Below are 24,937 nucleotides of genomic sequence, written 5' to 3' on the forward strand. Positions count from 1 at the left end.
TTATCTGATTATTCAGCCTGCGAATATAATTGCGTTTATGCATTATCGTATACAATTATTTCGACTTCTAAAAAAATAGGAAATTGTGCGCTTTGTTTTCAACGTTGTTTTGAAAAACGACTCAATTCCAAGGGTTTTAGGGGTGTGTACCTTAAAAAAGACAAAGTATTCTGTCAAATTGCTATTGACTTATTCGTGTTTCACTATTAGAATCAATAACTAATCAAGCAGTGTTCGAGTGATAATTATACAACGCCGGATACTTAAAATTGAATGGAGGTTTTATAAAATGAATTATGTTGAAAAGGCACTTGCAAATGTGAAAAAGAGAAACGCTAACGAGCCGGAATTTATACAAGCGGTTGAAGAAGTATTTATGTCCATTGCACCGGTCATTGAACAAAGACCGGATTATGTAGAGGCGAACATTCTCGAAAGAATGACTGAACCGGAGAGAACGATCATCTTCAGAGTGCCTTGGGTGAATGACAAAGGCGAATTAATCATCAACCGTGGTTTCAGAATTCAATTCAATGGCGCCCGTGGTCCTTATAAAGGCGGGCTTCGCTTCCATCCGACTGTTAACCTCAGTATTCTCAAATTCCTGGGCTTCGAGCAAACCTTCAAAAACACATTGACAGGCAGACCGATTGGCGGCGGTAAAGGCGGATCGGATTTTGATCCAAAAGGAAAGAGCGACAAAGAGATCATGCGTTTCTGCCAAAGCTTCATGACAGAGCTTTACAGACATATCGGTCCTGACGTTGACGTTCCGGCTGGCGACATTGGTGTAGGCTCAAGGGAGATTGGTTTCCTCTACGGTCAATACAAGAGAATTCGCGGCGCCTATGAAGGCGGCGTCCTCACTGGAAAGCACCTTCAATACGGCGGTTCTTTTGTCAGAACAGAAGCAACCGGTTATGGACTTCTCTATTTGACGAAAGCTATGTTTGATCATCACAATATTCAGTTGAAAGACAAAGTCGCTGTCATCTCAGGCTCCGGCAACGTCGCGCTCTATGCCGCTCAAAAAGCCATAGAGTTCGGGATCAAGGTCGTCGCCATGAGTGACTCTTCCGGTTATGTTTATGACGCTGAAGGCATTGATCTTCCTTACATGATTGATCTTAAAGAAGTCAAGAAGGGCAGAATCAGCGACTACGTCAAGACCCACCCGCAAGCGCAATATGTTGAAGGCTGGGAAAAGATCTGGAATGTTAAATGCGATATTGCGTTCCCTTGCGCGACTCAAAATGACATTACTCTCGAAATCGCTGAAAAGCTTGTTGCGAACGGGACTATTGCAGTTGCTGAAGGCGCTAATATGCCTACTACGAACGAAGCCCTCGAGTACCTCAAGAAGAGCGGCATCCTGATCACGCCGGCAAAAGCCAGCAACGCAGGCGGCGTCGCGATCTCTTCTGTAGAAATGACCCAAAACTCCATGCGTCAAAACATGACGTTCGAAGAGGTGGACAACATCCTCAAGGACATCATGACTACCATTCATACGGATTGCGTAGAAGCCGCTCAGCAATACGGCTTTGGTTACGACCTCGTCGCAGGCGCAAATATCTCCAGCTTTATGAAAGTCGCAGATGCTATGCTGCTTCAAGGCGACTACTAAACCGGTAATCTCCCCATTTTGAGGGCCGCCCGGATTCCCCTGGATCCGGGCGGTTTTTAACAAGATGTGAAACTCAGTGTCAGACACCGAGTTTCAACCAAAATGAGAAACTTAGTGTCAGACACCGAGTGTCTAACAATTAATTTTTAGCGTTCAAAATAGTTGGAAAATTTCGAACTATCCCTTGACATTAAATCGAGGAGCGAGTAAGATAACTCCAATACAAATTTTAAACCGTTGATCAAGAGGAGTACATGTCAGGCTTAACTTTCAGAGAGTCGCAAAAGGGTGGAATTGCGGCAGTGCAGGCGACATGGAATGGACTTGTGAGGGTGGCGCGAACAGCGTGGTTTAATAAAGCCAAAGCTCAGTAGCAGCCAACGGGATCTCCACCCGTTATCCAGGGAGCGCGCATGTTGGTGCGCGAGCGAAGTGGGTCTTAACAGACCAATTCGGGTGGTACCGCAGGAAATCAACTCCTGTCCCTTAGCTTAAGGGGCAGGAGTTTTTGTTTTATCCGGATTTCTTTCGATCCAGCATTAAACCAACGACACGTGCAACAACCCCATACAAAAATCAGTTTGTGTAAATGAGAGGAGAATGACCATGACAGTCAAAAAAACCGTACCTTACAAAACTTATCTCACCGAAGAGGAAATGCCGAAGAGCTGGTATAACCTGAGAGCAGATATGAAAGAGCAGCATGCGCCATTCCTGAATCCGGGGACACTTGAGCCTATTCAGGCGGCTGATCTGTATCCGGTCTTCGCTGAAAAACTGGCAGATATTGAAATGGATGAGACGACACCATACATAGCGATCCCGGAAGACGTTCAAAATTTCTATAAGATGTTCAGACCGTCTCCCCTCGTCAGAGCATATGAGCTGGAGAAGCTGCTGGAAACACCGGCGAAAATCTATTACAAATTCGAAGGCAACAATACCTCTGGCAGTCATAAACTCAATGCCGCTGCGGCCATGGCCTATTATGCCAAGGAACAGGGACTCAGTGCCTTGACAACAGAGACAGGGGCAGGGCAATGGGGGACAGCCCTCGCTGTATCGTGTGCCCATTACAAGCTGGATCTGACGGTGTTTATGGTCAAAGTCTCCTTTAACCAGAAGCCATTCAGAAAAGCTGTCATGGAAACCTACGGAGCCAGCATCATTCCGAGTCCGTCAACGACGACAGCGGTTGGCAGAGCAATTCTTGAGAAAAACCCTGAGACCGGCGGAAGCCTGGGCTGTGCCATTTCTGAAGCTATTGAACAATCCATGCAGGATGATCAGTGCCGTTATGCCCTTGGTTCTGTCCTGAATCAAGTCTTGGTATTTCAATCCGTCATTGGACTTGAAACCAAGATCGCCATGGACAAACTCGGTGAATATCCGGATGTGATCGTGGGCTGCGCAGGCGGCGGCTCCAATATTGGCGGGTTGATGGCCCCTTACATGCAAGACAAGTTGACAGGAAAAGGAAATCCTCGAATAGTCGCCGTTGAACCTGCGTCGTGTCCTTCCCTGACCAGAGGCAAATATGCCTATGACTTTTGCGATACGGGAAGGATCACACCGCTCGCCAAAATGTATACCCTGGGCAGCGACTTCATGCCGGCGCCAAACCATGCCGGCGGGCTCCGCTACCATGGTATGTCCCCAATACTGTCCAAGCTTTATCACGACGGTTACATGGAAGCCGTCTCTGTCGCTCAATCAGAGGTCTTTGAAGCCGCTGTTGCCTTCGCGAAATGCGAGCAAATCCTGCCGGCGCCGGAATCTGCACACGCGATCTATGGCGCGGTACAGGAAGCCCTCAAATGCAAGGAGACGGGAGAAGAGAAAACGATCCTCTTTGGCTTGACAGGAACCGGCTATTTTGACCTTCAAGCCTACGCAAACTTCAACGCAGGCAATATGTCGGATTACATCCCTACAGATGAGGATCTCAAGCAAGGCTTCGATGGCCTGCCGAACGTTGGATAGTCATTTCGTCGCCGCAAATAAACAAAACTAAATCACCAGTCTGAAAATCCCGCTTCAGCCTGGCAATTGAAATGGTGCTGAATGGAGGAGAGTGAACTTCGACTTCCATCGGCACCATTTCCCTGTTTTTTGAGACAACAGACATTCATTGGGTATCATAAATATTAAAGGTATTAAAGAGACGGTGTCGACATGCGATAAAGTCTGAGTCAGGAGGAATTTATATGCGTTGGCAGGGCAGACGAGGCAGCAGCAACGTAGAAGACAGGCGGGGCGCGAGGGGCGGCGGCAACAAAGCCATTGGCGGCGGGATTGGCATCATCCTGATCATCATTGTGGCGCTTCTGGGCGGCGATCCAAGCCAGATTCTAGGGGCGACTGATATCCTGGGTCCGGGTTCGGATCAGGCCTACGAAGCGACTCAGGAGGAGCAGGAGCTGGCGGAGTTTGTGTCCGTAGTCCTGGCAGACACAGAAGTCGTGTGGAATCAAATATTCGAGGAAGCAGGTCTTGGGGATTATGATGAGCCTGGTCTGGTGCTCTACTCCGGCTATGTGGACTCTGCCTGTGGCACCGCTGGCGCTTCAACCGGGCCGTTCTATTGTCCGGGAGACAACAAAGTTTACATCGATCTGAGCTTCTATGAAGAACTGAGAACGAAATTCAAAGCACCTGGTGATTTTGCCATGGCCTATGTCATAGCTCATGAAGTAGGCCATCACGTGCAGAACCAGCTGGGGATCCTCCAGCAGGTCCAGGATCTCCGCACCCAGCTGAGCGAGGCGGATTACAACGCGTATCAGGTGCGGCTTGAGCTGCAGGCGGACTATCTCGCCGGTGTCTGGGCCAATCACGTCAAAGGCATGGGCTACCTGGAAGAAGGCGACTTGCAGGAAGCCATGAACGCCGCCAGCGCCGTAGGCGACGACCGGATCCAGATGCAGAGCAGGGGCTATGTCGTGCCGGACAGCTTCACCCATGGCACGTCAGAGCAGCGCCAGCGCTGGTTTTACAAGGGCTTTGAATCCGGAGACCTCAGTAACGGCGACACTTTCAACACCAATGATTTGTAAGCGAAAAAAGGGGGAACACCTTCAGCGAAAGCCGTAACTTCGACTTTTTGCTGACTGTGTTCCCCTTTACTGTTTGTATAGCGGCTGCACCGGATTATCGCTTCAATGCTTCGACAATCCTTCTTCCCATTTCCTTTGTGCCGATGGTTCTCTCGCCCGGCTTCGCAATATCTCCGGTACGCCATCCTGCCTCCAAAACCTCGCTGACCGCGCGGTCGATTGCAGCGGCTTCCTGCTCCAGTGTAAAGGCGTGGCGCATCATCATGGAGAGGGAGAGAATCGTCGCAATTGGATTGGCAAGATCCTTGCCGGCGATATCCGGTGCCGATCCGTGAATAGGCTCGTAGACGCCCGGCATCCCGGTGCCGCTGAGGCTCGCACTTGGGAGCATGCCTATGGAGCCGGTCACCATGCTGGCTTCGTCGGAGAGAATATCTCCAAAGATGTTGCTGGTCAGAATGACATCGAATTGCTTTGGATTTCTGACGAGCTGCATGGCGGCATTGTCGACAAACATATGCTCAAGGGTGACATCCGGATAGTCTGCCGCGACTCGGATGACCACTTCTCTCCAGAGTCTGGAGCTCTCCAGGACGTTGTTCTTGTCTACGCTGGTCACTTTTTTGCTGCGGTGTCTGGCAGCTTCAAAAGCTGCACGGGCAATCCGCTCGACTTCCATTTCGCTGTAGCATTCGACGTCATAAGCTTCCGGGCCATTCGGACCGGTTCTTCTGCCTTTTTCACCAAAGTAAATGCCGCCGGTCAGCTCCCGCATGACCAGGATGTCCAGGCCGCCGACCACGAGGTCTGCGCGAAGGGGACAAGCGTCCTTCAGAACGTCATATAGAATGGCGGGGCGCAGGTTCGCGTAGAGACTGAGCGATTTTCTGAGCTTCAGAAGACCTGCTTCCGGTCTGAGATGACCCGGCATGCCGTCCCATTTTGGACCGCCTACCGCACCGAGAAGGACGGCATCTGATTCTTTGCAGATTTCAACGGTTTCATCCGGCAGCGGCTCGCCAAAGACATCAATGGCGGCGCCGCCTGCGAGAACGTGGGTCATGGCAAATTCGTGACCGAAGAGCTCGCCGAGGCGTGAGAGGACGGATTCCGCCTGTCCTGTGATTTCGGGTCCAATGCCATCCCCGGAAATGACAGCTATTTTATATTTCATTAGGCTTCACCCCTCGACTTTTTGATGGAGGCGATCAGACCGCCGCCGTCGATAATGTCGCGCATGAAAGGTGGGAGTGGCTGAGCCTGATAAGTTTCGCCTTTAGTGATATTTTCGATTTTGCCGCTTTCGAAGTCGACGCGGATTTCGTCGCCATCGGCAATCTTCCTGGCGGCCTCGGCGCATTCGATGATGGGAAGACCAATGTTGAAGGCATTGCGGTAAAAAATTCGGGCAAAGGTTTCGGCAATGACGCAGGACACGCCGGCGCCTTTGATGGCGATGGGCGCGTGCTCGCGGGATGAGCCGCAGCCGAAGTTGCGGCCGCCAATCATGATGTCTCCCTTTTGAACTTTGCCTGCAAAGGTGTCGTCAATGTCGATCATACAGTATTTTGCGAGAATTTCAGGGTCTGCGGTGCTCAGGTAGCGTGCCGGGATGATGACGTCGGTATCAATATTATCGCCAAACTTAAAAGCGCGGCCGGATGTGCTCATGGAATGTCCTCCTCGTAACGTTAATTATAATAGTAGAAAGTGATCTGAATCAGGCGCGCTCAGGATTAGCAATCTTGCCGGCAACTGCTGAAGCTGCTGCGACGGCCGGACTTGCCAGATAAATTTCTGACTCGGTGTGGCCCATGCGGCCAACGAAGTTTCTGTTGGTCGTCGCGACCGCGCGCTCGCCTTTTGCCAGGATGCCCATATGGCCGCCCAGGCAAGGGCCGCAGGTCGGGGTGCTGACAATGGCGCCGGCTTCAATGAAGATCTCGATCAAGCCTTCTCTCAAGGCGTCCAGATAAATTTTCTGTGTCGCAGGGAAGATAATGACGCGAACGCCTTTGGCTACTTTTTTACCTTTAAGGTAGCGCGCCGCAATGCGAAGGTCGTCGAGGCGGCCGTTGGTGCAGGAGCCTATGACTACCTGATCAATTGTGATGGCGCCTTTCTCCTGCTCCATGCGCTCGATTTCGTCAATGGTGCGGGTGTTGTCAGGAGAATGCGGGAAGGAGACTGTAGGACGGATGGCCGCAAGGTCGATTTCAATAACCTGGGCATAGACAGCGTCCTGATCTGCTTCGAAGATGACGCTAGGCCGCTTGCCGCGGTTTTCGAGATATGCCTTAGTGCGCTCATCTACCGGGAAGATGCCGTTTTTAGCGCCGGCTTCAATGGCCATATTGGCAATGGTGAAGCGGTCGTCCATAGTGAGGCTGGCAACGCCTTCGCCCACGAATTCCATGGACTGGTAGCGGGCGCCGTCGACGCCAATTTTGCCGATGATATGAAGAATGACATCCTTGCCGCTGACGTGCTCTGACAGTTTCCCCTTCAGGACAAACTGGATCGCCTCCGGTACTCTGAACCAGCAGAGACCGGTCGCCATACCCGCAGCCATGTCTGTGGAGCCTATGCCTGTGGAGAAGGCACCCAGGGCGCCGTAAGTACAGGTGTGGCTGTCCGCGCCTATGACGACGTCGCCAGGGACCACGAGACCTTTTTCAGGCAGAAGGGCATGCTCAATCCCCATTTCACCGATCTCAAAATAATTCTCAATGGACTGGTCGTGAGCAAAGACGCGCATTTGTCGGCACTGCTCAGCACTTTGGATGTCCTTGTTTGGCGTGAAGTGATCCGGGACAAGCGCAATTCTCTTGTTATCAAAGACTGCGGGCTGGCCAAGCTTGGTGAACTCTTTGATGGCAGGCGGCGCGGTGATATCATTGCCGAGCACGAGGTCGAGCTTCGCCTGGATGAATTCGCCCGGTGCGACGAAGTCTTTGCCGGCGTGGGCGGCGAGGATTTTCTGAGTCATTGTCATTGGCTGTTTTGCTTGAGTGGACATGAATGATGGCTCCTTTTTAGCAGATTTATGAGTGAGGGATCCTTTGCTTTCGCGCCGGATCCCTTGGGGTACGTTCTACGAGATCACGCGGATAGGGGGTTCTGCAGAAATGGACTCAAGCTTTTGAGCCGCGTTCAGGTAAGCGAGAATACTTGCTTCAATAATGTCTGTGGAAAGTCCGCGGCCTGTGACAGCGCGGCTGCCTTTCCTGAGCTTGACAATGGCTTCGCCCTGGGCGTCTTCCTGCTCTGTGATGGACTGGATCTTGTAATCCTCCAAAGTCGCGCCGGTTTTGACGATTTTCTCAATGGATTTGTAAGCGGCGTCAATTGGGCCGTCTCCGGCAGAGACTTCCTCGTAGATCTGGCCTTCTACTTCCAGAGCGATCGTCGCTGTGGCGGTGATGGTGTTGCCGCTGTTGATGATGAAACGCTTGAGCTTGTACTTGTTGTGCTCTTCGAGGTTCATAACATCGTCCTGAAGAAGTGCTTCGATGTCCCGGTCGTCAACGGTTTTCTTTTTGTCCGCGAGGACTTTGAAATCGTCAAACGCGCGGTTGACTTCTTCTTTAGTGAGCTCGTAGCCCAGGGTCTTGAGACGGTCTTCAAAGGCGTGGCGACCTGAGTGCTTGCCAAGGACCATGGCATTCGTTCTCAGGCCTACGGACTCCGGGGTCATGATTTCGTAAGTTGAGGCGTTCGCAAGCATACCGTGCTGATGGATGCCGGACTCGTGGGCAAAAGCGTTGGCGCCGACAATAGCTTTATTTGGCTGAACGCTGATACCTGTAATGGAAGTCAGGAGCTTGGAAGAACGGGCAATTTGGGTAGTCTCAATGCCGGTTTTGATGCCGTAGTAGTCGAAGCGTGTCGCAAGACCCATGGCAATCTCTTCAAGGGCGGCGTTGCCGGCGCGCTCGCCAATACCGTTGACGGTACATTCTACCTGCGTGGCGCCTGCCTTGACGGCAGCCAGTGAGTTGGCGACAGCCAAACCAAGGTCATTGTGGCAGTGGACGGAGATGTCGACTTTGTGGATGCCGTTGACTTTTTCCCGGATAGACGAAATCAGGCTGCTGTATTCCATAGGGGTTGTATAGCCAACCGTGTCAGGCACGTTGAGTGTCGTTGCGCCGGCTTTGATGACGGCTTCGAAGATGCGGTACAGGAATTCGGGGTTGGATCTCGTCGCGTCTTCCGCTGAGAACTCTACGTCCTCGCAATAGCGCTTGGCGTATTTGACCATAGCCACCGCGCGTTCGAGAACGGCATCCGGCTCCATTTTGAGCTTATACTGCATATGTATGTCGCTCGTCGCAATGAAGGTGTGGATTCTAGGGCGCTTCGCGTACTGGACAGCTTCCCAGGCCACGTCAATGTCCTTTTCGAGGGCTCTCGCCAAACTGGCGACAGTCGTCTCCTTAAGCTCCTTGGCTATGGTCTGGACGGATTCAAAATCGCCGGGAGAAGCTATGGCAAAGCCGGCTTCAATGATGTCTACTTTCATTTTCTCAAGCTGTCTGGCCATGTCGATTTTTTCTTTAAGGGTCATGCTGCAGCCCGGGGACTGTTCCCCGTCGCGAAGCGTCGTATCGAAAATTTTGATCGTCTTGTCCGGTTGAATGATTGTACTCATTTTTTTGACCTCCTTGTTCTGGATGAATCCATTTGTGCCGATGGTGTTTAAAGATGAGAAATAACTTAACCGTAAGATTCTGATCCTCAGAAAAAGTGTTTTTCTGCAACAAAAAAGAGCGCGTCCTATGCAAGGACGAGCTCTATGCCCGCGTTACCACCTTTTTTTTGCCTCCTGCTTCAAATGGGAGACAACTCTCTACGGTTCAAACAAACCTGTGCCGATAACGGGGCGACCGGATGCTCTTAATGCCGAAAGTCTTAAAAGGTTTCGGAGCATCTGCTCAGGAGTGAGAGTCTTACTGATGTCACTGCCGGCTTTCACCATGTCCGGCTCGCTTTGAATGACGGGTGCAGTAAGGGTATGTCTCCATCAGCGCAAAAATTGCTATTAGGGTGTGAATGTTAAGAATATTTATTAAACGAATCTTAACAGGTGGGGCTTAGATTGTCAACACTTGGGGAGAAAAATTTTATAAATTTTTATTTTTGACGCTCATACGGCTCGCAGGGCGGGATTGGATGCTCTGATGGGTTGTATGGAATTCGGTACAAGATACGGCGCTTGTGGGGAGATTGAAAAAAAGTATTTTTTGAAAATTCAGAAGACTGAGGTTGCGGCAGAAGAGGTATAATGAGGGTGAGGGGGTGGGGCAGGTGACCATCGGCAAAAAAACGGAAAATGAAAAACAGGTGATTTCAACAGCGTGTCCCCTGGATTGCTGGGATGCGTGTTCAATTTTGGCTGCGGTGGAGGACGGTGTGATCAAGTCGCTGGCCGGGAATCCGGCGAATCCTGTGACGGGGAAGGCGCTGTGTTCCAAAGGGCTGGCCCATATGGCGAGGCAGGCCCACCCTGAGCGGCTCAGGCGTCCGCTGGTCAGGGACGCAGCGGGAGAAGGCTTTCGGGAGGTGACCTGGGATGAGGCGCTGGATCTGGTGGCGAAAAGGCTGGATCAGATTCGCCGGGAGGGTCCTGCCACGGCGGTGCTGCACTGCGCCCATGCGGGGAGTGTTGGGCTGCTGAAGAAGCTGGAGGCCAGGTTTTTCAGTGCCTATGGCGGGGTGACCACTTCTGTGGGCAGCTTGTGTGAAGGCGCTGGGCATCAAGCGCAGAACTACGATTTTGGCGCTGCCATGAGCCACGAGATTTCGGATGTGGTGAATGCCCGCGTGGTCGTGATTTGGGGGCGGAATCCGGCGGAAACCGGGATTCATGCCATGCCATTTTTGAGGCAGGCGAAAGAACGCGGCGCTGAGATTGTGGTGATTGATCCTCGCGGGTCAGCGACTTCTGCGGCTTTGTCAGCTCAGCTTGTGACGCCGCGGCCGGGGACGGATGGTGCGCTTGCCTTATCCATTGCGCATGTGCTGATTGAGGAAAACCTGGTGGATGCAGAGTTTATACGTCGTCATGTCAAAGGGTATCCAGCTTTTAAAGATGCGGTTAAGCCGTGGACGCCGGAAGCGGCTGAGGCGGAAACGGGGGTTTCGGCTGAGGTGGTCCGGTCGCTGGCGCGTCTGTATGGAAGTGCAAAACCTGCCTGTCTCTTAGTGGGGTATGGTGTGCAGCGCTATACTAATGGCGGGGAGACCATCAGAGCTATTGATGCGCTGGCGGCGATTACCGGTAATATTGGGATTTCCGGTGGCGGTGTGAATTATAACAATGACCGGATGTCCGGATATTTGGATTCCGAGGTGCTGAGCGGCCAGTCTCTCAGAGTGCACCACAGAACCTATCCGAGACCAATGATGGCGGATTTTATCCTTTCTGCGGATCATCCCAAAATTAAGGCGATCTTTACGACTAAGGCCAATCCTGTGACGCAGTTCATGGACACTGGGAAAATGCTGAAGGCCTTTGAGTCCGTTGACTTTAAGGTAACTATTGACCAGTTCATGACGGATACGGCGCAGGTCTCGGATGTCGTGCTGCCTTGTGCGCACTTTCTGGAATCGACGGATGTGATCCTGCCGCCGGCAGTGCACTCCTATTTGACTTATTGTTCGCCGGTCGTCGAGGCGGACCCCTGGGTGCCGTCTGAGCACTGGATTTTCACGCAGTTAGCCAAGCGCCTTGGCCTCGAGGCTTTTCCGGCGCAGAGCGAAGAGGCGTGGCTGGAGTTAGCTTTGAAGCCGTTATCAGAGGCTTTAGGTTATTCGGTGGACGTACTGAAAAAGGGGCCTGTGCCCGTTCATGAGAAGGATTCCGAAGTGGACAACGGCTTGGTGGCATGGTCAGAGTTGACGTTTAAAACGCCAAGCCGCAGAATTGAGCTTTGGTCCAACCGGGCCGGCATGGATGGCTTTGATCCGGTGGCGGTCTATAGACCTGTCGGGAAGCGGCCTTCGCCCGAAGAGCCTTATTATCTCCTGACGCCGCATATCAAGGAGTCCCTGCATTCTCAGCATTTCCTGGATCTTTTTGGACAGGCTCTTCCGGTGGCTTATCTTGGTCTGTCTGCAGCTAAAGGGCTTGGGGTAGCCGATGGTGACAAAATCAAAGTGTTCAATTCCACAGGGCAGCTGATCTGTACCGCAAAGGTGGAGGCGGATCAGAGTCCGGAGCTCGTTTTAATCCATGAAGGCTGGTGGCTGCAAAAAGGCGGCGGCGTCAATCAGCTGGTTGCGGAACGCGCCGCGGGGATGGGGCTGCACGCGGCTTATTATGAAGTCAATTGTAATGTGACTAAATGTAATGGGTAGGAGCATCTTTAATGAAAGTGACGAGTTCGGGGGGTAGTTGACGGTGTGATCCAAGACCGATTTGGAAAGCGCGGTTCGGAGTTTTATGACTGGAGGTGTTAGCTGTGACCGAAAAAGAACTGCTGATGTTTTTCAAGTCGCTTGACCGGGCTTATTTTATTGACGGTCCCTCTAAAGCGTTGGCAGGGCTGGATCACGCGCTGCCTATAGGCTATGGGCAGACTATTTCTCAACCCAGCCTGGTGTTTGATATGACCTGGCACTTAGCCCTTGAACGTGACAGCAAAGTGTTGGAAATAGGGACGGGTTCTGGGTATCAGACGGTTTTTCTTGCGGAATTTGGCGGTTCGGTTTACACTATAGAACGTCTGCAAGAACTGGCGGTCCCAGCCAGGACGCGTCTTGAGGGGCTTGGCTACAGCAACATTCGATTCAGGATTGGGGATGGCAGCGGAGGCTGGCCTGAAGCCGCGCCTTTTGACCGCATTATAGTCACTGCGGCATCTTCCGCGGTTCCGGTTGAACTGGTTGAGCAGCTGGCAATCGGCGGAAGAATGATTTTGCCGGTGGGCATTCCCGGGGACCAGGATTTGCTTTTGGTGGTCAAGGACGCAGAGGGCGTTGTATCCCGGAGGGTATTGACCAAAGTCGTTTTTGTGGAACTGGTTGGGAAATATGGCTGGGATGGGTTTGAAGACTGAAATGATTAATAGCTGAGTGTATAGAGACTAAACTGACTTCATTTTGGGAGGGTTCAAGTGGTAAATAATATTTCATTCACAAGGGCGGAGACCTGTATGGTTATGGAGCCGCGACATAGTAACATTATGGGCAATGTTCATGGTGGAGAACTCATGAATCTGATGGACAATATTGCCGGGATAACGGCCTTCAAACACTGCAAAGGCGACGCTGTGACGGCAAGGGTGGATGAAATCGTCTTTCTAAAGCCGATCCACATTGGAGATATTGTAACGTGTGTAGGTCAGTTGACCTATGTAGGGCGAAGCTCTATGCAGATCATGGTCAGCATTTATGTCAATGACTTCAGCTCGGATGTCATGCCGGAGGCCTCTCTCAAGGCGTTTTTCACCATGGTGCATATAGTAGATGGTGTGCCGACACAGGTACCGCGTCTGGTGCCAAAAACGCCTGAGGAACATGCGTTATATGCATTGGGAGAGAAGAAGTACTTAGAGATTAAGGCGAAGTATTGAAAGTGGAAAGCGGAGTCGCCGGCATACGCCTATTGAAACTCGGTGTCAGACACCGAGTTTATTTTTTTGGAAACTGGGTGTCTGACACCCAGTTTTCCATCAGACACCGAGTTTTCCATTTTGCAGACAAATAAAAAAAGGTCCATTTCAGTTGCGAAATGGGCCTTTTTGAATGTTAATTTAATTATTTAACAGGAACAACAACTTCAACTCTGTTTTTGTAAGCTTCGCCAACTGCGCCGAGGAAATCGCCATGTGCGTCGCGGATGGACATAGTTGCACCGGAGACGACATCAGCAAGTGCAGCTTTTTCTTCAGCTGTTAAAGCAGCAAGTTTGGCAAGATCCGCTTCGTTAGTTGTCGTTGCTTTGATTGGACGACCTGCGGCGGTTGTATTTTTACCAAACCACTGCTCGAGTTCCATGACAGTTTTGCCTTTGAAGAACTCTTGGAAGAAGTCCATTTGCTTGTACCATTCATTTGCTGGATTCATGTGATAAGTATCGCCGCGTTGGCGCTTAGTGAGCCAGTTGTTGACTTCAGCAGCAGCGGATTCAGGAGTGTTGGTTGAAACGCCGACGACCTTCTCAGTTGTATGGTCGGTGACGTTATAACCTGCTTGACCCGGCCAGCCGGAGAAGTGAGGCATTGAAGCGCCGTCATAGTTAGGGGAAGAGACTTCGTAACCGTCTATGTAGACATTGAGAATTCTGCCGGCTGAGTCAAAAGTAGCGGCGGCCATTGCGACGTTGAAACTATAGACTGGCACTTCTTCGCTGTCTTTGCCAGGGCCGTTTCTAAATGCGACTTTATAGCCAATGCCTTGATAAACCTTGATGACACTGTCAGTTGCCGCAGGAGCTGCAGGGGCTGTGGTGCTGGCTTTACGAAGAAGTTTTTGGCCAACGTAGATCAGGTTGATATTCTTGACTTGAGGATTGAGAGCAACCAACTCGCTCAGGGTCATCCCGTGTTTGACGGCGATTTTGTACATAGTGTCGCCGCTGACGACAACGTGGTACTCTCCACCATCCATTGCTGGCATAGCAACTGGGGTGGTAGTTTTAACCGGAGCAGGAGCAGGTGAGCTTGGTACGCTTGGCTGTGCTGGCTCTACCCATGGCGGAGATGCAGAAGTAGTGCTGTCTGCCGCAAGTGACATAGGCGCGAAGACGATCGCGGATGTCAAAAGCATCAATAGTGCCAGGGCTCTTGCTAGATTCTTTTTCAAACGTATTACCTCCTCTTGAATTTTTTCAGGTTGTCCTCAGTTTAATTAATGTTGTGAAAATGTTGACAAATCAAGTTGAAGACGACCTGATTTACATAAAAATTGTAACACAATTGTTACTTCATAACCACAATTTACCTGGTTTTTTCTGTTAACAATATGAACAAAACTCTGTAACGGCAACACTTTCGAGTGATTTTATGTTAGTGATTGGCGAAAATAATAGTTAGAATATTCAGATATCAAGAGTTACAAACATATCAAACTCTATTTGGATATTTTCAGAGACATGGATGTAACGCCTTGGTAACGCGACATTTTTAATGCAGGTGGTTTAATCTCTTTCATCCATAGGAGCATTGGCTGTAACTATTCTGTAATGCGCGTTGAAGGTTAGTCAGCTATGATAGGGATGCATGATGTCATTTGTGTGGGGGATTCTTGAAATGCTCAACCTGTATTCATTCGCCATTTTGTAAAAAATAGGAATCGGGAAGGTGCTGTTATGAAGGAGATTAAAGGGACACTTGTTAGACGACTGCAAGGCCTCATTAAGGCTGCGGAGAGGTTTCCGGTCTCAGTTGCCGGGTTTGCTGCAGCGCTGCTGGTGGTGTATGCCATCATAGGCGAAGATCTGGATCCGCCGCTGATCATGCAAAAAATGGTGTTCACTCTAGTTATTGGCGCTGTTCTTGGGATAGCGATTCAATTTACGGTTGAGAGCTTTGACGGGCTTTCTTCCCGCAGGGTGGCGGCTTACGTTGCCGGTCTGCTTCTGACTTTGGGATATTTTCTGATTCTGCTGCCGGCATCGGAGATCAGCGACGCAGTGGTGATCCGAAGCCTGGTGACGGGGTTCGCCTTGATCTGCGTGGTGCTGTGGTTGCCTTCTGCAGGCGGGAGAGAGGACTTTAACCGTGTTGCGCTGACCTATGTCAAAACCTTCGCCACGTCCTGGCTTTATGCGGCGGTGCTTTCGGCGGGGTTTGCAGCTGTGATCGCGACCGTTGACATTTTGTTGTTTGAAGTCAGCGATGAGGCGTATGCTTATTCTATGGCGACGGTGTGGATTTTATTTGCACCAGTGTACTTTATGTCGCTGCTGCCGCGCTTTGACCATCGGCAAAACGCTCTTGAGAATGGTTCTGGCGCTGACCGCTCAGGTGGGGCTGGCGCGTTTGATTATCCAAGATATCTGGAGATTCTGGTCTCTTACATAGCGGTGCCTCTGGTGGCGGTGTATACGGCGGTGCTGGCGGCTTATTTGGGGAAGATTCTGGTGACTCAGGTCTGGCCTTCGGGGCAGCTGGGACCTATGGTGCTTTTGTATTCTGCTGCCGGGCTGCTAATTTTTGTAATGGCCAGCCTTCTGGACAATGGATTTGCGAAAGCCTACACGCGGGTGTTTCCAAAGGTGCTGATCCCGGTAGTCATTTTGCAGCTGATCTCGGTGGGCATACGGCTTGAGGCGTACGGTGTGACGGAATCCAGGTACTATGTCGCGCTCTTTGGCGTTTTCTCGCTGGCTGCGGGACTAATGCTGAGTTTCAGCCCGGTTTCGAAGAACGGCAGGGTGGCGCTGCTGGCAGCAGTGTTCGCGCTGGGGTCAATTCTTCCGCCGGTGGATGCGTTCACGGTGTCCCGAAACAGTCAAATTGGGCGGCTTGAGGGGCTCCTGGCCGCGGAGGGGATGCTGGTCAATGGCGAGCTGGTGGCAAAGGCAGAAGCCTCAGAGCTTACAAAGACTGAAACGACGAGTATTGTGAACTATCTGCAGGGTTCAGGCGGGTTGGATTACGTAGAGTGGCTGCCTGAGGATTTTAAAGCTTATGAGGATTTTGCGCGGACGTTTGGGTTTGAGCGTACTTTTGAACCGGCAGGTGGTCAGCGTTACGCCATGGTATCGCTGGATCCGGGGGTGGCCCTCGAGGTTGAGGGGTTTGATCGACTGCTGTCTTTTGAAGTGGCGCGGTACGAAAAAGAAATGGAGCCTCAGTCCCAGAGTATAGAGTTGGCTGGTGAAACTTATGAAGTCAAGGTGACGCGAACCACACCGGAGGATGCCGTGGTAAAGTTGGTAACGCCGGTTGGGGATGAGGTTCTGGCGATTGCTTTGGAGGATGCGGTAAACAGTATTGCGCCTGAAATGGGTGCATTTAAGGAATTGATGCTGCCGGAGGCTATGACGGTCGCGGTCGAAAACGACCAGTTCAGGATGTCGGTGGTGTTCCGGGGGATTCATCTGTATGAGATGGGTCAAGGGGAAATTGCCTCGGATTACAGCTTTTATGTGTTAGTGGGAAATAAATAAAAATAAGTCAGTGCCGATTAGCCCTTTTGGGCTGTGGACACTGACTTATTTTATTTTTTGATTATAGATCCACGACGGTATTAAGGCCTTTGTCTTTCAATATCTGCAGCGCTTTTTCCTGGTTGTCGGTCTTGAAGACGACATAAGGCATTTCGCGGCGGCGCATGACAAAGGAGTAAATGTATTCGATGTTGATGCCGTTGTCGCCCATGATGTGGAAGAGCTCGTTCAGGCTGCCGGGTTTGTCGATGGGCTCGACAGCTATGACTTTGCTGAGTTTGGCGACGAAACCATCGGCCTTCAAGTCTTTGAGGGCTTCTTCGGGCTTGTCGACGACGATGCGGACAATGCCAAATTCGGTCGTGTCAAAGACGGCGATGGCCCGGATATCAACGCCATAACGGTAAAGTGCGTCTGTGACGGCGGCGAGGGCGCCATGGCGATTTTCAACGAAGACGGATAGTTGATCGATGAGCATTATTTTACCTCCCTCATATCGATGACGCGTTTGGCCTTACCTTCGAAGCGCGCCAGGGTGCGCGGCTCGTGCAGGTGGATTTTGGCGTCGATGCCTAATACGGTACGAAGTCTCGAACGGATGGTTTGTTTAAGGGCTTCAAGCTGGCCAAAGGATTCGAGCAGGTTGTCGTCAATGAGCTCGACGTCGATTTCGATCTTGTCCAGATAGCCTTTCTTGAAGACTTTGATCTGGTAGTGCGGGCCAATGCCTTCAGTGTTGAAGAGGACTTCTTCGATTTGGGACGGGAAGACGTTGACGCCGCCGAGGATCAGCATGTCGTCTGTGCGGCCTTGGATTTTGGCCATGCGGACGGTGGTGCGGCCGCAGTCGCAGGTTTCGTAATGGAGGGAGGTGATGTCTTTGGTTCGATAGCGGATAAGAGGCAGGGCTTCTTTGGTGACGGTGGTGATGACGAGCTCGCCGACTGAGCCTGGAGGCAGGACTTCCAGGGTCTCTGGGTCTATGATCTCCGGGATGAAGTGGTCTTCTGAAATATGCATGCCGCAGAGGGCTTTGCATTCGCCGGAGACGCCGGGGCCAATCAGTTCGCTCATGCCATAGTTTTCGGTGACGAAGATACCCCAAGCGTCCTGGAGCTCGCGGCGCATGGCTTCGGTGGAGCCTTCGCCGCCGAAGAGGCCCCATTTGAGCTTTAAGTCTTTCTTGGGATCAATGCCCATGGACTTGGCGACTTCGGCCATATGTAAAGCGTAGGAAGGTGTGCCGATGAGGGCGGTTGTTCCAAAGTCCTGCATGATCATAATCTGCTTTTCGGTATTGCCGCTGGATATTGGGATAACGGAGGCGCCGACGCGTTCGAGACCCTGGTGAAGGCCAAATGCGCCGGTGAACAGGCCATAGCCAAAGGAGACCTGAGCTGTGTCCTCTGCTGAGACGCCTGCCATGGTGACGATGCGGGCGATCAGCTCGGTCCAAGTCTCCATGTCATTTTTGGTGTAGCCTACCACGGTGGGTTTGCCGGTGGTGCCTGAGGAGGCATGATAGCGGACGACTTCCTTTTGGGGGACGGCGAAGAGTCCGAAGGGGTAGTTGTCCCGGAGGTCATTTTTGACTGTCAGAGGCAGCTTTTTAAGGTCCTCCAGAGACTGAATGTCTTCTGGATTAATGCCGAGCTCATTTAGCTTGGCGCGGTAATGGGGAACGTGGTCATAGACGCGGCGGACAGTCTGCTTCAGCCGTTCGAGCTGAAGCTTTTCCATCTGATCGCGCGCCATGGTTTCATAGGTGCTCCAGATCATGCTTGATACCTGCCTTTCACTATTTTATAAATTTTATTGTTCTTTAAAGAATACCTTTTGGGGATTTGATTGGCAAGCGGTGAATTTTGAAAGATTGTGAAAGAATTTGGAAGGTTAATGGCAGTTTGGGGCGGGGGGTGAGGCTTGGTGGGACTGATTGAAGGCAACGTGGATGATAAGCATTCTCGCATGCTCTGGCACCGAAATGATTTGAGTGTCAGACACCGAAATGAACTGAGTGTCAGACACCGAAATGAACTGAGTGTCAGACACCGAAATGAACTGAGTGTCAGACACCGAAATGAACTGAGTGTCAGACACCGAAATGAACTGAGTGTCAGACACCGAGTTTGATTGAGTGTCTGACACTCAATCAATAACTGTCCGCGTCACCAACCTGAAAAAAGTTTGAAATCAGGATTTTAGACAAAATCATACAACCGACTGAAAAATTATGGAAAACTAGTTTTTTCAATGGTTTGAACGTGTAAACAAAAATAAAAATGCAAGATAAAATGCAAAAAATATCATATTCGGTGACAAAACAATAAAATTATGAAATATTACTTGCAATTTAATAAGAATATGATATTCTCATATCAAACAAAGCGATCCACTTCAAAGTGAAAACGGAGGCATAAGAATGACGAATACGGTTGTACTTGGAGTCATAGGCGCGGACTGTCATGCAGTCGGCAACAAAATTTTGGATTACGCATTCAGCAAAGCGGGCTTCAACGTGGTAAACATTGGTGTCCTATCTTCCCAGGAGGAATTCATCAACGCTGCGGAAGAAACCGGTGCGAAGGCCATGATCATCTCGTCTCTCTACGGCCACGGCGAGATCGACTGCCGCGGACTCAGAGAAAAATGTGACGAGGCGGGTCTCGACGACATGCTCCTCTACGTCGGCGGAAATCTGGTCGTCGGCAAACACGACTGGGAGGAAGTCAAAGAGAAATTCCTCGCTATGGGCTTCAACCGTGTCTACCCACCGGGTGCAGACCCGGAGCAAGGCATCCGCGACCTGAGGGACGACCTCAAGCTTCCTAAGCCAGAATAGCCTCGAAAGGGGTCTTTAAAGTGAACAATTACTTACTCATCGATTTTGGCAGCACCTACACCAAGCTGACAGCCGTGGATTTAAACGCTGAAGCCATCCTGGGCACTGCCAAAAGCTATACTACTGTCGAAACCGATATCATGACGGGCTATGAAGCCGCGCTGGTCGAGCTGAAAGCGACCCTCGCAGCAAAAGGCCGCCCGGACCTTGAGTTCGACCGAAAACTGGCATGCTCCTCGGCGGCAGGTGGCCTTAAAATGGTGGCCATAGGACTGGTCCAGGAGCTGACAGCGGAGGCGGCCAAGCGGGCGGCCCTCGGCGCAGGCGCACGAGTGCTGCAAGTCTTCGACCACGATCTGACCCGTCGGGACATCGAAAAAATAGCAGCCCTAAAACCGGACATGCTCCTGCTGGCAGGCGGCACGGACGGCGGCAATCAGACCTGCATCCTTCACAACGCAAAGCGCCTCGCGGAGGCGAAGCTTCCGGTCCCCATCGTCGTGGCCGGCAACAAATCCGCCATGGATGACATCGACGACTTATTTAAAGAAGCTGAGCTCATCTACAGCATGTCCGACAATGTCATGCCAAAGCTCAATGTGCTCAACGTCGACCCAGCCCGCGAGGAAATCCGGGAAATCTTCATGCAGCGCATCACCCACGCCAAAGGCATCCACACCGCCACCGGCATGATCGACGACATTCTCATGCCGACCCCGGCAGCGGTCCTGAAGGCCGCTGAGCTCCTGTCGAAAGGCACCGATCTGGAGGACGGCATAGGCACCCTGGTCATGGTGGACATAGGCGGCGCAACCACAGACGTCTACTCCATCTGCGACGGCGAGCCGACTCAGCCGGGCGTGACGCAAAAGGGGCTCGAGGAGCCCTTCGCCAAACGCACCGTCGAAGGCGACCTGGGCATGCGCTACTCGGCACTGTCACTCAAGGAGGCCGCCGGATCCAAACGCATCCGCGCCTACCTGAAAGATGATTTAGCCGATGTCGACGCTGCCTGCCGTCACCGCAGTCTGCAGCCAGACATGATCCCGCAGTCGCCCGAGGAACGTCACATGGACGAAGCCATTGCCAAAGCTGCAGTCGCCCTCTCCGTAGAACGCCACGCAGGCTGCCTCGAATCCTATTACTCGCCCATGGGGGTCGTGATTTCACAGCTCGGCAAAGACCTCGGCAACGCAGCGGCTTTTATAGGCACAGGCGGTGTCTTGGTCGCCAGCGAAAATCCTAAAGCCATATTGCAGGAAGGACTTTACGACCAGGAGACACCCACGAGCTTAAGACCTAAATCACCGGCCTTCAAGCTGGACCAGGACTACATCCTGTCGGCCATGGGACTGCTCTCGCAGGACCATCCCGACACTGCGCTCAGAATCATGAAGCGGCATATCGTGACGCTCTAACTTATAGGGGGATACAAAATGGAACTCAAAAATAAGAAATTGTCCATGGACGAATTTTTACGCATCCGCGAAGAAGTCCTCAAGCAGTGGCCGACCGGCGAAGGCATAGATCTCGAAGCCAACGTCGCTTTTCTGAAGCAAGTGCCGGAGCACAAAAGCTTCCCTGCGAAGCTTCGCTGGGCGAAGGAAAACGGCATCACGCTGGCACAGCCTCGTGCCGGTGTCGCGCTCATCGACGAGCACATCCAGCTCCTCAACTTCCTTCACACTGAAGGCGGCGCGGACCTGCTGCCAAGCACTATCGACAGCTATACCAGACAAAACAAATACAACGAATGCGAACGCGGCATCACGGAAAGCCGCAGAGAGGGACGCTCTCTCCTGAACGGCTTCCCGGGCGTCAATCATGGCGTTCACGGCTGCAGAAAAGTCTTCGAATCCGTCAATCTGCCGCTCCAAGCACGTCACGGCACACCGGATGCCCGCCTTCTTTCCGAAATCATCCACGCGGCCGGCTGGACCTCCAATGAGGGCGGCGGCATTTCCTACAACATTCCTTACGCAAAGAAAGTCAGTCTCGAGAAGACTATTACAGACTGGCAGTACTGCGACCGCCTCGTCGGCTACTATGAAGAGCAAGGCATTTCCATTAACCGCGAGCCGTTCGGTCCGCTGACAGGAACGCTGGTACCGCCAAGTATGTCCAATGCTGTGGCGATCATCGAAGCGCTCCTCGCGGCAGAGCAGGGCGTCAAGAATATCACCGTGGGCTACGGCCAGTGCGGCAACCTGGTTCAGGACGTCGCGGCCATCAGAGCCCTCGAAGATCAGTGCAATGAATACTTAATAGCTTCCGGCTATAACAACGTTTACCTGACCACCGTCTTCCACCAGTGGATGGGCGGCTTCCCGCAGGATGAGTCCAAAGCCTTCGGCGTCATCTCTTTGGGCGCGATCGCAGCTTCCCTGGCGGGTGCTACCAAAGTTATCGTCAAGACACCTCACGAAGCTTACGGCGTTCCTACCAAAGAAGCGAACGCTCAGGGCATCAGAGCCACAAAGATGGTCCTCAATCTCCTTCAGGAGCAGAAAATGCCGCTCAGTATCCAGCAGATCAACGAGAGCCGCATGATCAAAGCCGAAACCCAGTGCATCATTGACAAAGTCCTTGAACTGGGTGATGGCGACCTCGCCATCGGTACAGTCCGAGCCTTCGAAGCCGGCGTTCTGGACATTCCATTCGCCCCATCTGTCTACAATGCAGGCAAAATGATGCCAGCCCGTGACAATGACGGCGCGATCCGTTACCTCGACTTTGGCAACGTGCCGTTCTCTGATGAGATCAAAGAATTCAACCGAAATAAGCTCGAAGAGCGCGCCATGTACGAGCATCGCGAAGTCGACTTCAAAATGACCATTGATGACGTTTATGCCGTCAGCAAGGGCAACCTGATTGGTCGGCCTGAAACGGAGACAGACGCAGCGAAGAGCATTAAAAAATATCTCTATAAAACCGAATAGCAGAAGGGGTAAGGTGGATATCATGAAAATTATTGATGTGGTTTGTGCGCCAGGAAGAACTGGCTTCTATTTTGACGATCAAAGAGCCATAAAAAAAGGCGCGACGCTGGATGGCTTTGCTTACCAGGGCGCGACCATGACACCGGGTTTCCATGCCATCCGCGTAGCTGGTGAAGCGATTTCAGTCATGCTGATCCTCGAGGACGGCCAAGTGGCTCACGGAGATTGCGCCGCGGTTCAATATTCCGGCGCCGGCGGCCGCGATCCGCTCTTCATTGCGGCTGACTTTATTCCAGTCATTGAAAAAGAAATCGCTCCTAAGCTGATTGGCATGGAGCTCACTTCCTTTAAACCTTTGGCGGAAGCTTTTGATAAGATGGAGATTAACGGAAAACGCATGCACACAGCGATCCGTTATGGCATTACTCAAGCCCTTCTTGACGCGGTAGCGAAAGCGCAGCGCATAACTATGGCTGAAGTCGTCCAAAAGGAATACAACACAGGCGTTGATATCAAACGCATCCCTATATTCGCCCAATCCGGCGATGATCGCTATGACAACGTCGATAAAATGATCATCAAAGGCATTGACGTCATTCCACACGCTTTGATCAACCACGTTGAAACGAAGCTGGGCCGCCAGGGTGAGCTGCTTTATGCTTATGTGGAATGGCTCAGAGACCGCGTCATCAAACTCAGAGCGGATGAAACCTATAATCCTATTTTCCATATTGACGTTTACGGGACCATCGGCATAGCCTTTGAAAATGATCTGGCTAAAATGACAGATTATATCGAGACTCTGGCAAAAGCTGCGGCGCCGTTCCAGCTTCGTATTGAAGGCCCTATGGACGTGGATGACCGCGAAAAGCAGATGCACGCGCTGAAAGACCTCTGCGCCATGATAGACGCCCGCGGCATTCCGGTGGAGATCGTCGCGGACGAATGGTGCAACACGCTGGAAGACGTCAAGTTCTTCGCTGACAATAAGGCGGGTCATATGCTTCAGGTTAAGACGCCGGATCTTGGCGGCGTCAATAATATCATTGAAGCGCTGCTTTACTGCCGTGAAAAGAATCTCGGAGCCTACAGCGGCGGCACATGCAACGAGACGGCCCGCTCGGCGGAGATCACGACACAGATCGCGATTGCCTGCGACGCATCTCAAGTGCTTGCAAAGCCGGGCATGGGTGTTGACGAAGGCTTCATGATCGTCAATAATGAAATGAACCGCGTTGTGGCCCTCGCGGCGAGACGCCAGCGCGCGTAGTGAATGCACAACTAAACAGTATGTGATTTTCAGCAGGGTCTGGGTAAAGGTGAACCGTCAGGAAAGTGATGGCTAAACCCGCCCGGACCCTGCGTCTGCATTAGGAGGCCCGGGGCTTGGTCTCGACTTTCGGTAAAGGATTAAAATTTTTTTTGCCGATGGTCGGTGCCGCCTAAACTTTTAACAAGTGACATTGTTTTTGCTATGGAAAACCCATTTTAATGAGGTGAAGCGATTGAAACAGATCCACGTCAATAATATTACAGAAGCGGTGAAAAACAGTTGTCTGGAAGCGAACTACCGGCTGCCGTCGGATGTCATGAACGCGCTGGAAACGGCGGCCGCATCCGAGCCTTTCAAGCCTGCCGCAGGGATCCTAAACCGAATTGTCGAAAACCACCATCTCGCTGCCAAGGGTGTCTATCCCATCTGCCAGGATACAGGGATTGTCTTTGTACTGGTCGAGCTGGGTCAGGAGGTCCACATTGAGGGGGGCTCGCTGGAAGAGGCCATCAACGAGGGTGTCCGCCAGGGTTACGGCCAGGGTTTTCTGAGGAAATCCGTGGTTGGGGATCCGATTCAGCGGGTCAATACCGGCGACAACACACCGGCGGCGATCCAGTGGCGCGTGGTGCCCGGGGATCAGCTGCGGGTCGTCATTGCGCCAAAAGGCTTTGGCTCGGAAAATATGAGCCGGCTTAAAATGCTCAAACCCTCAGATGGGCTTCAAGGCGTTGAGGACTTTATCCTGGAGACGGTGGAACTGGCTGGCTCCAACCCGTGCCCGCCTATTGTCATAGGTGTTGGTATTGGCGGGACCTTTGACCTGGTGGCGGGTCTGGCGAAGCGGGCGCTGATGCGTCCGCTGGATGAGGCGCATCACGATCCGTATTATCAGGCACTGGAAGCATCGCTTTTGGAAAAAGTCAACGCAACGGGGATTGGGCCTCAGGGCTTTGGCGGAAAAACCACGGCGCTGGCCGTGCGAATTGAAGCTTATCCTACCCATATCGCCGGGCTGCCGGTAGCGGTCAATATAAACTGTCACGCGGCAAGACACGTGGAATTTACCTTATAAGGAG

At 51.9% G+C, this 24,937-nt stretch carries 19 protein-coding genes and 2 other annotated features; of the genes, 12 read left to right on the plus strand and 7 right to left on the minus strand.

Features of this window, described 5'->3' with window-relative positions:
* The first annotated feature begins 289 nt into the window (after positions 1-289).
* The 3 genes from gdhA to ypfJ all read left to right on the plus strand — a co-directional run bounded on the left by gdhA (position 290) and on the right by ypfJ (position 4,683).
* The gene (gdhA, locus tag OEL90_RS05820) at positions 290-1,627 is read left to right on the plus strand and encodes an NADP-specific glutamate dehydrogenase (protein ID WP_291403516.1); all 1,338 of its coding nucleotides are present in this window, start codon (positions 290-292) and stop codon (positions 1,625-1,627) included.
* 228 nt (positions 1,628-1,855) lie between these two features.
* Positions 1,856-2,117: a binding site (T-box leader), on the plus strand.
* Between the two features lie 116 nt (positions 2,118-2,233).
* Positions 2,234-3,610: a TrpB-like pyridoxal phosphate-dependent enzyme gene (locus tag OEL90_RS05825; protein ID WP_291403518.1), complete on the plus strand. Its 1,377-nt coding sequence runs from the start codon at positions 2,234-2,236 to the stop codon at positions 3,608-3,610.
* 224 nt (positions 3,611-3,834) lie between these two features.
* Positions 3,835-4,683: a neutral zinc metallopeptidase gene (gene ypfJ / locus OEL90_RS05830; RefSeq protein WP_291403520.1), complete on the plus strand. Its 849-nt coding sequence runs from the start codon at positions 3,835-3,837 to the stop codon at positions 4,681-4,683.
* Positions 4,684-4,777: 94 nt separating this feature from the next.
* Here ypfJ and leuB read toward each other — a convergent pair whose 3' ends face one another.
* The 4 genes from leuB to OEL90_RS05850 all read right to left on the minus strand — a co-directional run bounded on the left by leuB (position 4,778) and on the right by OEL90_RS05850 (position 9,337).
* A complete protein-coding gene (gene leuB / locus OEL90_RS05835) occupies positions 4,778-5,857 on the minus strand; it encodes a 3-isopropylmalate dehydrogenase (RefSeq protein WP_300687489.1) in 1,080 nt (359 codons plus the stop codon).
* Complete coding sequence (locus OEL90_RS05840) at positions 5,857-6,354, minus strand: 3-isopropylmalate dehydratase small subunit (protein ID WP_291402105.1); 498 nt, start codon at positions 6,352-6,354, stop codon at positions 5,857-5,859. Before OEL90_RS05840 ends, leuB begins: the two co-directional genes overlap by 1 nt.
* 49 nt (positions 6,355-6,403) lie before the next feature.
* The gene (gene leuC / locus OEL90_RS05845) at positions 6,404-7,702 is read right to left on the minus strand and encodes a 3-isopropylmalate dehydratase large subunit (protein ID WP_300687491.1); all 1,299 of its coding nucleotides are present in this window, start codon (positions 7,700-7,702) and stop codon (positions 6,404-6,406) included.
* Between the two features lie 75 nt (positions 7,703-7,777).
* Entirely contained in the window at positions 7,778-9,337 is a 1,560-nt protein-coding gene (locus OEL90_RS05850; protein ID WP_291402108.1) for a 2-isopropylmalate synthase, read from the minus strand.
* Positions 9,338-9,465: 128 nt separating this feature from the next.
* Positions 9,466-9,722, minus strand: a binding site (T-box leader).
* Positions 9,723-9,993: 271 nt separating this feature from the next.
* On the opposite strand from OEL90_RS05850, the gene OEL90_RS05855 reads away from it, so the two are divergent.
* The 3 genes from OEL90_RS05855 (at position 9,994) to OEL90_RS05865 (ending at position 13,262) form a co-directional block, all read left to right on the plus strand.
* On the plus strand, positions 9,994-12,045 hold the full coding sequence (locus tag OEL90_RS05855; RefSeq protein WP_300687493.1) for a molybdopterin-containing oxidoreductase family protein: 2,052 nt from the start codon (positions 9,994-9,996) through the stop codon (positions 12,043-12,045).
* A gap of 104 nt (positions 12,046-12,149) precedes the next feature.
* Positions 12,150-12,746, plus strand: coding sequence for a protein-L-isoaspartate(D-aspartate) O-methyltransferase (locus OEL90_RS05860; RefSeq protein ID WP_300687495.1), 597 nt, complete (start codon positions 12,150-12,152; stop codon positions 12,744-12,746).
* Between the two features lie 126 nt (positions 12,747-12,872).
* Positions 12,873-13,262, plus strand: a complete 390-nt coding sequence (locus OEL90_RS05865; protein WP_300687517.1) for an acyl-CoA thioesterase — start codon at positions 12,873-12,875, stop codon at positions 13,260-13,262.
* A 184-nt stretch (positions 13,263-13,446) separates the two neighbouring features.
* On the opposite strand, the gene OEL90_RS05870 is transcribed toward OEL90_RS05865, so the two are convergent.
* Positions 13,447-14,493, minus strand: coding sequence for a LysM peptidoglycan-binding domain-containing protein (locus tag OEL90_RS05870; RefSeq protein WP_300687497.1), 1,047 nt, complete (start codon positions 14,491-14,493; stop codon positions 13,447-13,449).
* Positions 14,494-14,998: 505 nt separating this feature from the next.
* On the opposite strand from OEL90_RS05870, the gene OEL90_RS05875 reads away from it, so the two are divergent.
* Positions 14,999-16,804, plus strand: a complete 1,806-nt coding sequence (locus OEL90_RS05875; protein WP_300687499.1) for a DUF4153 domain-containing protein — start codon at positions 14,999-15,001, stop codon at positions 16,802-16,804.
* A 61-nt stretch (positions 16,805-16,865) separates the two neighbouring features.
* On the opposite strand, the gene OEL90_RS05880 is transcribed toward OEL90_RS05875, so the two are convergent.
* Both OEL90_RS05880 and OEL90_RS05885 read right to left on the minus strand, forming a co-directional pair.
* Positions 16,866-17,282 (minus strand): ACT domain-containing protein, encoded by a 417-nt coding sequence (locus OEL90_RS05880; RefSeq protein WP_291402122.1) that lies wholly within the window; start codon positions 17,280-17,282, stop codon positions 16,866-16,868.
* Positions 17,282-18,583 (minus strand): phenylacetate--CoA ligase family protein, encoded by a 1,302-nt coding sequence (locus OEL90_RS05885; protein WP_300687502.1) that lies wholly within the window; start codon positions 18,581-18,583, stop codon positions 17,282-17,284. The genes OEL90_RS05880 and OEL90_RS05885 overlap by 1 nt, the downstream gene beginning before the upstream one ends.
* Positions 18,584-19,226: 643 nt before the next feature.
* Here OEL90_RS05885 and glmS point away from each other — a divergent pair.
* From glmS to OEL90_RS05910, 5 genes are all read left to right on the plus strand, one after another.
* Positions 19,227-19,646, plus strand: coding sequence for a methylaspartate mutase subunit S (gene glmS / locus OEL90_RS05890; protein WP_291402126.1), 420 nt, complete (start codon positions 19,227-19,229; stop codon positions 19,644-19,646).
* 20 nt (positions 19,647-19,666) lie between these two features.
* Positions 19,667-21,064, plus strand: coding sequence for a methylaspartate mutase accessory protein GlmL (glmL, locus tag OEL90_RS05895; protein ID WP_300687504.1), 1,398 nt, complete (start codon positions 19,667-19,669; stop codon positions 21,062-21,064).
* Positions 21,065-21,082: 18 nt separating this feature from the next.
* Positions 21,083-22,585, plus strand: coding sequence for a methylaspartate mutase subunit E (locus tag OEL90_RS05900; RefSeq protein WP_291402130.1), 1,503 nt, complete (start codon positions 21,083-21,085; stop codon positions 22,583-22,585).
* A 22-nt stretch (positions 22,586-22,607) separates the two neighbouring features.
* The gene (locus OEL90_RS05905) at positions 22,608-23,855 is read left to right on the plus strand and encodes a methylaspartate ammonia-lyase (RefSeq protein ID WP_291402132.1); all 1,248 of its coding nucleotides are present in this window, start codon (positions 22,608-22,610) and stop codon (positions 23,853-23,855) included.
* Between the two features lie 235 nt (positions 23,856-24,090).
* Positions 24,091-24,933: a fumarate hydratase gene (locus OEL90_RS05910; RefSeq protein ID WP_291402134.1), complete on the plus strand. Its 843-nt coding sequence runs from the start codon at positions 24,091-24,093 to the stop codon at positions 24,931-24,933.
* The last annotated feature ends 4 nt before the right edge of the window (positions 24,934-24,937 follow it).

This window comes from Acidaminobacter sp. (assembly GCF_030247605.1).
In the GTDB taxonomy this organism is placed as follows: Bacteria; Bacillota; Clostridia; order Peptostreptococcales; family Acidaminobacteraceae; genus Acidaminobacter.

Bases quoted from the DNA above. Each gene is read 5' to 3' on its own strand.
- OEL90_RS05880 (WP_291402122.1), bottom strand. From the start codon at position 17,282: ATGCTCATCGATCAACTATCCGTCTTCGTTGAAAATCGCCATGGCGCC.
- OEL90_RS05905 (WP_291402132.1), top strand. From the start codon at position 22,608: ATGAAAATTATTGATGTGGTTTGTGCGCCAGGAAGAACTGGCTTCTAT.
- gdhA (WP_291403516.1), top strand. From the start codon at position 290: ATGAATTATGTTGAAAAGGCACTTGCAAATGTGAAAAAGAGAAACGCT.
- ypfJ (WP_291403520.1), top strand. From the start codon at position 3,835: ATGCGTTGGCAGGGCAGACGAGGCAGCAGCAACGTAGAAGACAGGCGG.
- OEL90_RS05840 (WP_291402105.1), bottom strand. From the start codon at position 6,354: ATGAGCACATCCGGCCGCGCTTTTAAGTTTGGCGATAATATTGATACC.
- OEL90_RS05865 (WP_300687517.1), top strand. From the start codon at position 12,873: ATGGGCAATGTTCATGGTGGAGAACTCATGAATCTGATGGACAATATT.
- OEL90_RS05825 (WP_291403518.1), top strand. From the start codon at position 2,234: ATGACAGTCAAAAAAACCGTACCTTACAAAACTTATCTCACCGAAGAG.
- OEL90_RS05875 (WP_300687499.1), top strand. From the start codon at position 14,999: ATGAAGGAGATTAAAGGGACACTTGTTAGACGACTGCAAGGCCTCATT.
- glmS (WP_291402126.1), top strand. From the start codon at position 19,227: ATGACGAATACGGTTGTACTTGGAGTCATAGGCGCGGACTGTCATGCA.
- leuC (WP_300687491.1), bottom strand. From the start codon at position 7,702: ATGTCCACTCAAGCAAAACAGCCAATGACAATGACTCAGAAAATCCTC.
- leuB (WP_300687489.1), bottom strand. From the start codon at position 5,857: ATGAAATATAAAATAGCTGTCATTTCCGGGGATGGCATTGGACCCGAA.
- OEL90_RS05850 (WP_291402108.1), bottom strand. From the start codon at position 9,337: ATGAGTACAATCATTCAACCGGACAAGACGATCAAAATTTTCGATACG.
- OEL90_RS05900 (WP_291402130.1), top strand. From the start codon at position 21,083: ATGGAACTCAAAAATAAGAAATTGTCCATGGACGAATTTTTACGCATC.
- OEL90_RS05885 (WP_300687502.1), bottom strand. From the start codon at position 18,583: ATGATCTGGAGCACCTATGAAACCATGGCGCGCGATCAGATGGAAAAG.